Here is a 12,025-nt window from a genome sequence, read left to right as displayed (position 1 = left end):
TCAGAGAGTCGACCAGCAAGAAACAAAAAACCCAAACAAAACATGACCTAAAAACACACCCCAGCCCCTAGAAGGAGCGAGGCCCGCCCCATCTTTTATCAGGTGGTGGTTGTCGATCAGTGTTCTTGGTCTTGGCATGGTTGGGCTAACTTTAAATAATCTTTAATGATTTTTAATAATTATATGGATGCCATAGTGTTGGCTGGCGGCTATGCGACTAGGCTGAGGCCGCTCACGTATACGAGACCCAAACCGCTCCTTCCCATACTTAATAAGGAGGTAATTGATTGGATATTGGAGGCAGTGGTCAAATCAAACCCGTCTCGAATATTCGTATCCATAAGATATATGGGAGATAAAATAGAAAGACATTTGAATAATAAATGGAATAATACGTCGATAGTTGTGGAGGATAGGCCTTTAGGCGATGCGGGTCCCATTTCATTGATAAATAAACTACACGGAATAAATGGTGACTTCATAATAGTGAATGGAGACATATTCACGTCTATCGATATAAACGATATGTTGAGGTACCATAAAACAAAGGGAGGACTAGCCACGATAGCGTTGACCCCCGTGTCTGATCCGCATCATTATGGCATAGCCGAGATGGATGATAATGGAAAAATAATTAATTTCATAGAGAAGCCGGCCACGGCCCAGCGCTCCAATCTTGCCAATGCCGGTATATACATATTCGCGGAGGATGCATTGCAGTACTTCCCCCAGCCAGGGAGGCAGGGCAAACTGGCTGTGGATGTGTTGCCCAGAATATTGGAGAAACATGATGTGTATGGCTATGTCCTGAGGGATTTCTGGTTCGACATAGGCACTATAGAGACCTATATGGAGGCCAATTTCAAGGCCCTTGAATTGCTGAACCCGAAGGGGCTTAGCTTCATCGATGAGAACGTGGAGATAGGGGAGGGAAGCGAAATAGGTCCTTACGCTATAGTGTTGAAGAACACCAAGGTAGGCCGGGACGCCAGCATATCCAACTCGATCATAATGGACGGCGTTAGGATAGATGTGGGCGCTCACATAGATGGAGCGGTGGTGGGGCAGGACGTCTCCATAGGAAAGTGGGTCAGGATAGAGAGGGGAGTCACCATAGGGGACGGCACTTACATAAAGGATCACGTGTTCATCAATAAGAACGTCAAGATAGGTCCCTTCAGGGAGGTCAGTCAAAGCATATATAATGAGGGAGATATACTACTATAGAGGAGACCAACGTTCCCGGGGCATTGTGGTTTAGCAAAGCTTATAACTTTGTGTTTGGTCGGCTTTAACCATGTACCTTGTGCAAATTCCGCTTGTAGAACCGATAATAAAGTTCCTACTCGGCGTCCCTATAATAGGCCCAATAGTGGAATTCTTGATGTGGGAGCCCGTCTTTGCAGTTTGGTTCTTGCCAGGCCTGGTTGGGTTATTCGTCGTATTGATATATACGATTTGGTGGGAGAGAAAAGCGGCTGGCAGGGTACAATGGAGGTATGGTCCTCTCCAAATATCGAGAAGGACGGGAGGCATAATACAGCCGGTCAGCGACTTAATAAGATACATGCTGCAGGAGATAATTTTGCCGGACGACGCCAATATGCCGTATTTCCTCCACGTCCCAGTGCTAGCATTCTTCGTCGCTTTGACCCCCCTCCTATTCCTGCCCGCGGGGCCTCACTTGATAGCCATCTACACTCCCTACAACATCTTAATAGTTGTGGTGTTGCTTTCCATCTTCAATTTAGCAATGGTTACCATGGGATGGGCATCCAACGATAAGTGGGCATTCATAGGCACGGTTAGGGAGGCTTTGGTTTATGTGGCATACGAGGTATCCTTCATGGCATCCATAATTTCCATGTTAATACTGTACGCCACCGCCGATCCCTTCAAGGCCGTTAGCAGTCAATCATTCTTGCCCGGCGCCATAATGAATCCCCTGGCATTTCTGTTGGCGATAATAACGACGGCAATGGCGACCGACAGGTACCCATTCGAAATAGTGACCAACGAGAGCGACGTGGTGGCGGGCCCATTCACTGAATACGGTGGCTTGATGTTCGGCCTCACTATGACCGTCACCTATGAGAAGGGGTACATAATGTCGCTGCTGATCTCCCTCCTATTCCTAGGCGGTTGGAGCGGGCCATATATATGGATATTAGGCGACCTATCCCCAGCCTTCTGGCTCGGCTTCAGGGTGTTTCTTCTCATGATGTTCTTTTCATTCCTAAGGGCAGTGTACCCCAATTACAGACTGGACCAAGTGCTTAAGATCGGGTGGAAGACCTTGCTGGTGCTCTCCGTAGTAAGCCTTATAATCAGCATTGCGTGGCGGGTGGTGTAATATGATAAAGGTAAGCGCTCCAAAGGCAGATGGGTTGAGGATAACCGCCTATCACTTGGATGCCTTGTTGACCGGTCTCAAGGAGTTGATAAAGCCCTCCAGGTTAACCATTCATTACCCGCTGGAGAAACGGTGGGTTAACGAGAGGTTCAGGGGGTTCATAGTTAATGATATGGAGAAGTGCATTTCGTGCTTTCAGTGCGCATGGGCTTGCCCAGTCAATGCCATATGGATGTACAGGGCTCCCAATGGCAAGTTCTACCCAGGAATACGGTATGAGCAATGCATATTGTGCCACTTCTGCGTGGATGCTTGCCCCGTCGGCTCCCTTCAGGGAACCACCATTCATGACGTGGCATTCCCGGATCTGGGCTCCACCGTCTTCGAGCCGGAGGACATGGCTAATGTACCCAATGTAGTTGACGAGTCCAAGTACATAGTTAAATATGAGGTTGAGAACGGCAACTTAATAATGAGGCGAATACCGAGGGGAAGCAAATGATTAAATGTCCTTCCTGCGGCAAGACCTATTCCTCAGTATCATCTCTGGTGAAGCACATAAGGCTCAAGGGCAAATACGATGCCGTCCACGAAATGATCTGGAATGAATTCAAGGCATTCGAGACATCGCTCGATGATGATTCCTTCACGGAGACCGATGCATTCAGGGAATTCCTGATGCGCAAGGGCCTCTATAAAATGAGGAAATGGGAATTCGCGAGCTCCACGTAGAATTTGAAGCCCATTGGAAAAACGCATCAGCGCTATTAACCCCAATCATCAAATCAAACAGCCTGGCATCATCACTCAACATTTTTAATTCCCTCAGGCTACCGATTTAAAGTTATGCTATTGATATACGATGAATCATCCAGGGATTTGGCGGGAACAATGGGAATCGAGCTGATATACAAGGTATTCCCAGACGGTGAGCAGTACATTAGATTACCCGTCGATGTATCGGGACAACGCGTGATTTACGCGACTAGGGCATATCCAGGCCAGGATAAATCAATATTGAGGTCAATGCTGGTGATAAGCGCCTTGAGGGATTTAGGGGCGTCTAGGGTTGGCTTATTCATGCCATACATGCCATACGTGCGCCAGGACAGGAGATTCCTGGATGGAGAGGCCATCAGCATAGATTATATAATAAAGGCATTTCGGCATGCCGGCCTAGACGATTTATACGTGGTGGACATACACAAGCCGGAGGTGCTGGAGCGAAATGGCGTTGGGATTAATCTGGAGCCATTCCAGCTGTACTCCACGGCATTGACTGGGTTGAAGAATCCCCTAGTGCTGAGCCCGGACGTCGGCAGTTTGTGGAGGGCAAGGAAGTTGGCTCAATTGCTGGAAGCGGACTTCGATTACCTGGAGAAGAGCAGGGATAGGTACACGGGGGAGGTGTCCATGAAGCCGAAGGATATAAGCGCATCGAATAGGGATGTAGTGATAATAGATGATATAATAGCCACGGGGGGAACCATAATCAATGGAATAAAGGCATTGCGGGGGGAGGCGAGATCGATACGCGTGGTTGCGGCTCACTGCCTGCTGTTGAACGAAGCGGATGAGAAGATTCATGGTGCCGGGGCTGCTGAGATAATATGCAGCAACTCCATAATCACCCCCCACTCCAAGATAGATGTTGGAGCATTGATGCGTCAAGTCATGAATTAATATTGTCCGGCTCCACGGGCACCGCGGATTATTAATTCGATTTCAACCAAAGAAGAAAAGAGAATTGAGGTATACTATCAATGCGAAGGCAGCTATCAATGCTGCTGGTATTATGGCCTTATATATCACGGCTGCCCTAATGCCCCTCCTGATCAGGGATAGTCCAATGCCGCTGGCTATATGAAGTATGAAGAAAAGAGCTAGGGGATCTATCAAGATTAAATGCAGCTCCAATCCCAATCCACGCGTCATCAAGCCGAACGTGGCCTTGGATATTATGTTTGATGTAACGGGGCCTGCTGCGAATCCCGTGAATCCCTCAAGGGCCGCCAATGCCAACAGCATCCACGCAGTCTCCCTCTGGAATTTGGGCGAGTATATGCTTTTCTCCAACTCCGAGCCCATGAAAACGGCCATTAGCGGGATCACGACAAAGCTGGCGAGCGGGTTAACCTCTATTGCAGATGATGCCAGCGCGACGGCATAAATGCCCATCCGTCTATTCACGCGTGTTCACCATCACTTCTTGGCTATGTCTGGATAACCCCTTGACTCCCAGTACCCCAAGTAATCCGTGTTGGTCAAACTTATTCTGACAAGCCATTTAACGTATTTATAGCCCCACCAGCCCGGCACTGCCATCCGCACAGGATATCCATGCTGTTGAAGCAGCAGCTCTTGATCCGCCTCATACACTACTAGGGTGGTCGGCTCCATCGCTTTATAGAGGGGTAGGTCGCTTGTATAACCATCGGCTCCATATAATATCACCTTCGTGGCATTGCTAAGGGGCTTCGCCAGCTTCAGTATGCTTTGAAGAGGTACCCCCCTCCACTCGACGTTTGCCTTCAGGAAGAAAGAATCGGAAACACATTGAATAGTATCCCGCAATGAAGTTGATTCCATCTGCATTATATCCTTCAAGCTGAGACTTAGGGGATTGTTGACCAACCCATCCACCATTAATCTATAATTATCCACGTTCACGTTGGGGGTATTCCCTATCTGGACCACATACCATTGATCCAACGGCGTCAACGCGCTTCGTGCCCCCTCATTAGATGCCAGTAGCTCACTCAACTTGCTTCCCCCAACGGAGCCGATAAGCGCTATTGCCCCTATGCCCAGCATAATCTTGAGAAATCGCCTCCTCTCGCTTAGGTTGACCATATGACTCCTCGGTATCTTAAATTAAAAGATTTTTTCAAAATTAATTGCTAATCGATGACCCCGCTTCATAATGGAAGGGATTTTACTGGGTGAGAAATATTTATATATGCGTTACCAATAATTGGACACGCAATAGACAAGACCTTATAATCACCATTATTAACAAGAATTCAACTAACTTAGAGTAATAGGGCCTCTTTTACCTTATTGCTTAACATGTATATTGTTTATTAATGACCCACTTCACCTAGATTCCATGAAGCTATGAACAATTATAGGTAATTTGCCAAAGTATTTAAAAATAATCGGGGTATATTCGGAATGTGGTGATTGAGCAATTCGAGGAGGGGAGTGAAGAGGGAATAGATGATAGGGACAAGCGGATAATTGAGATAATGATGCAGGACTCCAAAACCCCATTCACTAAGATAGGTAAGGAGTTGGGGATAAGTGAGGCGGCAGTGCGTAGGAGGATAAGGAAGCTGGAGATGATGGGAGTTATAAGGAAGTTCACTGTGGTGGTCGATCCATCCAAAATAGGGTATAAACACGTAGCAATAATAGGTATAGATAGCGAGCCGGACAAGTTGATTCAAATAGCCCATGATCTAGCCAGTAAGGACTTTAGCAAGAAGGTCTATATAACCACAGGAGATCACATGATAATGATGGAGGCTTGGGCCCGGGATAGTATGGAGATGACCAAAATATTGCAGGAAATAGGATCAATAAATGGGGTTAGGAAGGTTTGCCCAGCCATAATATTGGATTACGTGAAGCAGTGAACAATCACCTCCCCCCTTCCGTGACGTAGGCGACGTAATCGTGTAGTTCATCTAGCTCTAGCTCCCTGTGGGCGTAGTTCTTCCTCCTCCACACTAAACGGTACCGGCATAACATCGGTGCCATGATGGTAAATTAATTAAAAAGTACAGCAGGTCCCACCATTTAGGATCTATCGGGGATCCGAGCAGGATTAACTGCTTAAGGGAACCAAGAGGGCCGAGGTAAAGATTCAAGTATCTCATGGATTACAAGGGCTGAGATTTGAGGTTTTCATCAGTGAAGGACTCAACGGGTCCAAACCTCTCTAGGAATAATGCGAGCCATATAGGAATGCTTCGCAGTTAAATGTGGTGAAGGTTTATGTATACAGAACCCTTGTATTACGAATATTCTGTATGCACAACTATGTCAGATGTAATAAGCGTAAGAATATATGGAATTAAAGAAGAATGCTGAGGATCTCGGAATTAATGTTAGGGAGGTAGTGGAAAAAGCTTTAGATGAAGCGATAAAGGAAAAGGAGAAGGAAGAGATTAAGGAGACTGTTAATGAGAATTAAGGAATTAATGAAAGATGTAAGCGAAGACGACTGGGTGAGGGATATTAGGGAGAGTAGAAATAAAAGATAAGGAATTTGTATTCGTGTGTAGTAGATGGAATTGTTTAGAGCCGCGATGGGTGGGCATCTATTGATCGCTATATACATTACTGATTGAACATACAAAAGGCTTTTATCGATTAAGGGCTCTATCAGTCGTGGATCACATAGTCTTAGGTATTATTTTGGGAATTGTTCAGGGGGTAAGCGAGTGGATACCTGTCAGTAGTAAAACGCAAGTCTTATTGGTATCGACATACCTATTGGGATTGCAATTCTCTGAGGCATATGCTTTTGGTTTGTTTATGGAGATAGGAACGATATTTGCAGCGATGGCTTATTTCAGATCAGAAATATATATGGCAATACTGGCCTTATTTGGAAGGGGAGGGGAGCAGGGGTTGATGTTGTTGAAATACATAATAGTCTCCACAATAGTCACGGGATTGCTGGGCGTTCCCCTCTACATATTCATAGTAAACTCGATTAAAGGTCCTGTGGTAGGAGTCCCCATGTTAATGCTCGGGTTAGCGTTAATAATTGATGGATTAGTAATACGCCTTTCCAGGAAGTCTAGGTCCTCCGGCAAATCGTTGAAGGACCTCACAATAAGGGATTTCATAATGGTGGGGCTTGCTCAGGGATTGGCCGCCTTGCCTGGCGTGAGTAGATCAGGCATGACTACATCCGCGCTTCTATTTCTCGGGGTGAAACCCGATGAGGCTTTTAGGTTATCATTCATAGAACTAATTCCCGCGGCGCTGGGGGCCATTGGAGCCACCTTAATTCTATCTAGGCACATGGTTGAAGGCGATTTGCATTTCGTAGGCGTGAATGCATTGGGGTTTTCCATAATGGCTGCTACCATAGTCAGCTTGTTTCTAATAGATGCATTGCTTAGGTTTGCGAGAAGCAATAGAGTAATAATCGTGCTATTCACGTTGGGCGCCCTAGCTGTGATCAGTGGGTTGGCCAGCATCATAATCGGAGCAACATGATGTTCTTATGCATAATGGAGATTCCTTTGGAGAACTACTTACTCAGCTGAACCATTGGGAGGAGTCGCGATTTATAATCCTCGAGTTTCCTACCTATTTCGATTGCCCTCTCTATAAACTCATCTCTATTATGGGGGCCATAGATAATTCTTCCGTTGACTATAGTTGCCACGACGTCCCTACCAGTGGCGGAGTACACTAGATTCGAGACCAAGTTATCCGGCCCCATGGGAAGCAAACCTATCGAGTCGGCGCTCAATAATACCAAGTCAGCCTTATTTCCGGGCGCTATGTCTCCCCCCCTCACCCCAATCAATTCATAACCGTTCTTTGTGGCCATGGATATGGCATGGCTGGCCTTCATGGCGGTGCTCCAATAATTGTTACGCTGAAGCAGTACCGCCATCTTCATCTCCCTGAATACGTCCAGCGAATTGTTGGACGCCGGTCCATCAGTTCCAATTCCAACATTCACCCCCATCTTCATTAATTCTACTATGGGGAAGAAGCCCCCAGTGGCCAGCTTCATGTTGGACGTGGGGCAATGAACGACGTTAGCGCCCTCCCTGGTTATTATCTCCAACTCCCAACTGGACACCCACCCAAGGTGCACGAATATGCTATTCCTCCTAACCAATCCCACATCCATCAATACCTCTATGGGTTGCTTTCCGTACTTCCTCCTAATCTCCATCACCTCATCCCTGGTCTCATCAACGTGCATGTTAAGGGGCAGGCCAGTCTCATCCATTAATGCGGCGGCCCTCTCCAAAGTGTCCTTGCCAACGGAGTAAATTCCGTGAATGTTTATCACGGGCTTTATCAATTCATTTCTCGACGATAACATGTTCCTCAAATCATTCTCGACCAGCTTGGGATCGTTTAGCCCGTCTATGAACACGGGGCCCAAGAGACCCCTTATTCCATATTTCTTGGCAACCTCCATCGTCACTGATGGGTGGAAATACATATCTATGAATGCCGTGGTTCCGCTCATTATCGATTCAATGATAGATAACTCGCTGGATAGTCCTATAACCTCCTCGCTCAGCCTTCTCTCCACGGACCACATGCTATTTAGCCAATCCATCAATTCCTCATCATCTCTATAGCCGCGCAGCAGCGACATGCCCAAATGGGTGTGGGCATTCACCATGCCAGGCATTGCTATCATGCGGCTACAATTCATCACTTCCCCATCTGCCTTCAATTCGCGCCCCACTTCCGTTATCTCCTCTCCTTCAATCCTTATATCCACGTCCTCCATCACCGATATATCAGCGCCGTTTCGCCTCAATGCGAAGCGACAGTCGCGTAACAACATTAAAACTAGTCGAGGTGAGGGGTTCAAAAACCTCACTATTATTAGGTGGGATTAGAGGAGTGGAAAACCTCGCCTTTCATGGCATATATTAATAGTTTCATTGTGCAATGGAAAAATAAGAATATTGACATGCCTCAATATTAATTGAAGCCGTGCGTAGAACAATTAAGGCTAGTGGAAATAAAGCATATTGTTAACGGCGATAGGAAGGTCACCTAAATAGAGTCTCCTCAAGTAAAACGAAGTAGCTTCAACGAAACAAAACTTGGGCATCTTTGCAGGCGTCGTAGCGATGTATGATTCACGGTTCTTTCTAATAAGGGCTAGGAATAAGTGGAATTACCTCCAGGAGGGATAGAGGAAAGGGTTGGGACTAAGTAGAGGGGGTCGAAAATAATCCAGTAGAGGCACTCGCCCCCCTCATGATAAGAGATGGGGCAGGCCCTCGCTCCTTCTAGGGGCTGGGGTGTGTTTTCAGGTCATGTTTTGTTTGGGTTTTTTGTTTCTTGCTGGTCGACTCTCTGAGGATGGGGGGCTGGGGCCGACTACCCCAGCAATACCAGTAGGGGAGGGGAGCCGAGTATCGCCCAGTAAAGGGGCGTAACCCCCAAGACCCCGGGGGAACCCCCTCAAGGCGGGGAAGGAGGTCAGTCCGTAAAACGCGTCTTTTACTGCATCAAAGATCATAATATTTAAACACATAATTCTTCACTAGATCCATTAATATCATCCATGAAAAGGTAAAGGCGAGCGTTATCAATACATCCATGAGAGGAATAGGCGTGACGAGAATTCCCGCAACGGAGATCGAAGAGATTACTATTATATCTATCACTATTGAGAGCGCCAGCCATTTGCTCGGCATTGAGTGCCAGAACCTCTTTCTCTCCCTAACCATTAATACCGTGAAAAGACCGGAAAAAACCAAGGTATCGAATACTAAAGTATGGATTCCAGAAGGCCTTAATCCCAGCTTCAACCCTAACCATAGCACTATGAATCCCTCTAAAACAAGCAATGCAGAGAGAATGCCGGAGCTCATTGTTAAGGCCTTTACATTCCACCTCTCCGGCTTCATGGAATACCTAACATTATCTGTTGCTATTGACATGGTCACGAAATCATTAGCAAATAGAAGTAAAATTACATCAAATGGCGTAGTTACGAAGAATCTCACGACGAGGAACGAGGTGGTAAGGAAAATCACCACTTGCATGGTCTTCATTATCTTGTTCAGGGTATACGTCAACATGCGTTGATATATTCTCCTTCCACTCTTTACTGCCTCCACTATATCGGATATTCCCTCATGGGTAAGCACTATGCTAGCCGATGCCTTGGCTACATCGGTGGCATTGCTAACTGCTATCCCTACCTCCGCTTGTTTCAAGGCTGGAGCATCATTGACTCCATCCCCGGTCATTCCGGTCACGTGTCCTCCATCTTGGAGTCCCTTCACGATTAGGAACTTATCCTCCGGAAATACCTCGGCGAATATGGAACAATCATCAATTGAGTCCTTGCCCTCCTTAATGTCTTGAACGGTACAGACATGGCCCTCCATGCCGACCTCCGCTCCCACCTCTTTGGCAATGGCATAGTTATCGCCCGTGACCATTTTTGCATGAACGCCAAAGCTATTGAGCTCGGTGATGAGCTCCTTGGAGTCAGGTCTGGGCTTATCATAGAGCGGAATTATGCCCAAAAGCTCAAGCTCCTTCCCTCCCACCGCCACTGCTATTACCCTGAACCCACGCGATGCATATGATTCTACATCTTGTTCTATTTCCTCGTACTTCCTCTTGCAGAGCTTTGCTACTACTTGGGGTGCTCCTTTTATGATTGTCAGTTTCTTCCCATTCATGTCAATCACGGCCTCCGTTCTCTTCGTGGAAGGATCGAAGGGCTTGAACTCGGTTCTGTTGGCATAATTCACACTTATATGCTGCTCCTTAGCATAGGAGATTATTGCTAGATCTATTGGGTCTTGGCTGGCCTCGTCTGAGGCAAGGCAGGCATACATTATGAGTTCCTCATCACTTCCTTTATAGGCCCTAGGTTTAACAACGCGTAGCCTATTTTCAGTTATAGTGCCGGTCTTATCCATGCATATCACATCCATTGATGCTGCATCCTCTATTGCGTTGAGTCTGGTGACCAGAACTCCTTTCTTAGACATTTCCAGCGCCCCTATTGCCATAGCTATTGTGAACGTGGCTGGCAACGCCACTGGAACTGAGGCTATTAACACCACCAATGAAAAGGGAAGTACTTGGTTGATGCTCACATGCTCAAGAAGCGAGAAAGCAATGATGCCAAGAACCAGCACTATGTCCAGGATAATTAGGTTTCTCACTATTCCGAATATAAGCGACTCTATGTGGGACTTCGATCCTGCATTCTTCACCAACTCCGTGGTCTTGCCGAAGTATGTGTGGGATCCTGTCAACATGACGATACACGTGGCTTCTCCCCTTCTCACCACGGAGCCTGAGAAGAGAACATCTCCCTCTCCCTTCTCTACCGCCATGGATTCCCCGGTGAGGGCCGATTGATCCACTTCGACGGTTCCCTCAAGTATCTTAGCATCTGCGGGAACTAAGTCACCCAACCTCACCCTTATTATGTCGCCTGGCACCAACTCCCTGGCTTGTATCTTAGTCCACTTCCCATCCCTAAGCACGCGGGCTTGAACTGAAAGGCGTTTTCTGAGCAACTCTACTGCATTCTGAGCCCGCGTCTCTTGCACGTAGCCCACTATAGCATTGAATACAAGGAGGAAAAGTATTATTAAGGCATCCGAGTATTTCCTTAAAGCGATGGTAACCGCTATGGTTACCTCTAACATCCAAGGAACCGGACCCCAGAACTTACCTAGGAACTTCAGAAATGGGTTCTCTCTTTTTTCCACCACCTCATTATATCCGAATTTTTCCAGCCTTCTCTTGGCTTCCTCACTTGATAATCCATCCTTAGTTGTCCCCAGCCTCTTCATTAGCTCATCAATGCCGAGATTTTTTAGATCATCTTCCATTAGCCGTCAGCGAGGCCAAGATCAAAAACTTAGCGGTAGCTATTTATTGATTAGTCACGTGGTATTTTGATTTATGATA

General features: G+C 46.7%; 11 protein-coding genes and 1 pseudogene. 8 read left to right on the top strand and 4 right to left on the bottom strand.

Going from position 1 to position 12,025, the window contains the following annotated elements; all coding sequences use genetic code 11:
- The first annotated feature begins 183 nt into the window (after positions 1 to 183).
- From ACZ5ZS_RS06665 to prs, 5 genes are all read left to right on the top strand, one after another.
- Complete coding sequence (locus ACZ5ZS_RS06665) at positions 184 to 1,227, top strand: sugar phosphate nucleotidyltransferase (RefSeq protein WP_229657732.1); 1,044 nt, start codon at positions 184 to 186, stop codon at positions 1,225 to 1,227.
- 70 nt (positions 1,228 to 1,297) lie between these two features.
- Positions 1,298 to 2,353: an NADH-quinone oxidoreductase subunit NuoH gene (gene nuoH, locus ACZ5ZS_RS06660; protein WP_188596808.1), complete on the top strand. Its 1,056-nt coding sequence runs from the start codon at positions 1,298 to 1,300 to the stop codon at positions 2,351 to 2,353.
- A 1-nt stretch (position 2,354) separates the two neighbouring features.
- Entirely contained in the window at positions 2,355 to 2,855 is a 501-nt protein-coding gene (locus tag ACZ5ZS_RS06655) for a NuoI/complex I 23 kDa subunit family protein (protein ID WP_188596807.1), read from the top strand.
- Positions 2,852 to 3,085, top strand: a complete 234-nt coding sequence (locus ACZ5ZS_RS06650) for a hypothetical protein (protein ID WP_075060446.1) — start codon at positions 2,852 to 2,854, stop codon at positions 3,083 to 3,085. Before ACZ5ZS_RS06655 ends, ACZ5ZS_RS06650 begins: the two co-directional genes overlap by 4 nt.
- A gap of 114 nt (positions 3,086 to 3,199) precedes the next feature.
- Positions 3,200 to 4,036, top strand: a complete 837-nt coding sequence (prs, locus tag ACZ5ZS_RS06645) for a ribose-phosphate diphosphokinase (protein ID WP_464858148.1) — start codon at positions 3,200 to 3,202, stop codon at positions 4,034 to 4,036.
- Between the two features lie 42 nt (positions 4,037 to 4,078).
- Here prs and ACZ5ZS_RS06640 read toward each other — a convergent pair whose 3' ends face one another.
- Both ACZ5ZS_RS06640 and ACZ5ZS_RS06635 read right to left on the bottom strand, forming a co-directional pair.
- Positions 4,079 to 4,543 carry a hypothetical protein gene (locus tag ACZ5ZS_RS06640; RefSeq protein ID WP_229657731.1) on the bottom strand — a complete coding sequence of 155 codons (465 nt, stop codon included), beginning with the start codon at positions 4,541 to 4,543 and terminating at the stop codon, positions 4,079 to 4,081.
- Positions 4,544 to 4,555: 12 nt separating this feature from the next.
- Positions 4,556 to 5,206 (bottom strand): molybdopterin-dependent oxidoreductase, encoded by a 651-nt coding sequence (locus ACZ5ZS_RS06635; protein ID WP_188596805.1) that lies wholly within the window; start codon positions 5,204 to 5,206, stop codon positions 4,556 to 4,558.
- 323 nt (positions 5,207 to 5,529) lie between these two features.
- On the opposite strand from ACZ5ZS_RS06635, the gene ACZ5ZS_RS06630 reads away from it, so the two are divergent.
- The 3 genes and pseudogenes from ACZ5ZS_RS06630 (at position 5,530) to ACZ5ZS_RS06620 (ending at position 7,588) form a co-directional block, all read left to right on the top strand.
- On the top strand, positions 5,530 to 5,991 hold the full coding sequence (locus tag ACZ5ZS_RS06630) for an Lrp/AsnC family transcriptional regulator (protein ID WP_229657730.1): 462 nt from the start codon (positions 5,530 to 5,532) through the stop codon (positions 5,989 to 5,991).
- A gap of 406 nt (positions 5,992 to 6,397) precedes the next feature.
- A pseudogene (locus ACZ5ZS_RS06625) lies at positions 6,398 to 6,621 on the top strand (type II toxin-antitoxin system CcdA family antitoxin).
- A 127-nt stretch (positions 6,622 to 6,748) separates the two neighbouring features.
- Positions 6,749 to 7,588, top strand: coding sequence for an undecaprenyl-diphosphate phosphatase (locus tag ACZ5ZS_RS06620; RefSeq protein ID WP_188596804.1), 840 nt, complete (start codon positions 6,749 to 6,751; stop codon positions 7,586 to 7,588).
- Between the two features lie 34 nt (positions 7,589 to 7,622).
- Here the strand turns inward: ACZ5ZS_RS06620 and ACZ5ZS_RS06615 are convergent, their stop codons facing one another.
- The gene (locus tag ACZ5ZS_RS06615) at positions 7,623 to 8,912 is read right to left on the bottom strand and encodes an amidohydrolase (protein WP_188596803.1); all 1,290 of its coding nucleotides are present in this window, start codon (positions 8,910 to 8,912) and stop codon (positions 7,623 to 7,625) included.
- Positions 8,913 to 9,588: 676 nt separating this feature from the next.
- Complete coding sequence (locus ACZ5ZS_RS06610; RefSeq protein WP_188596802.1) at positions 9,589 to 11,946, bottom strand: plasma-membrane proton-efflux P-type ATPase; 2,358 nt, start codon at positions 11,944 to 11,946, stop codon at positions 9,589 to 9,591.
- Positions 11,947 to 12,025: the final 79 nt, after the last annotated feature.

The organism is Thermocladium modestius, assembly GCF_055398215.1.
This window is presented reverse-complemented; position numbering and strand designations above follow the sequence as displayed.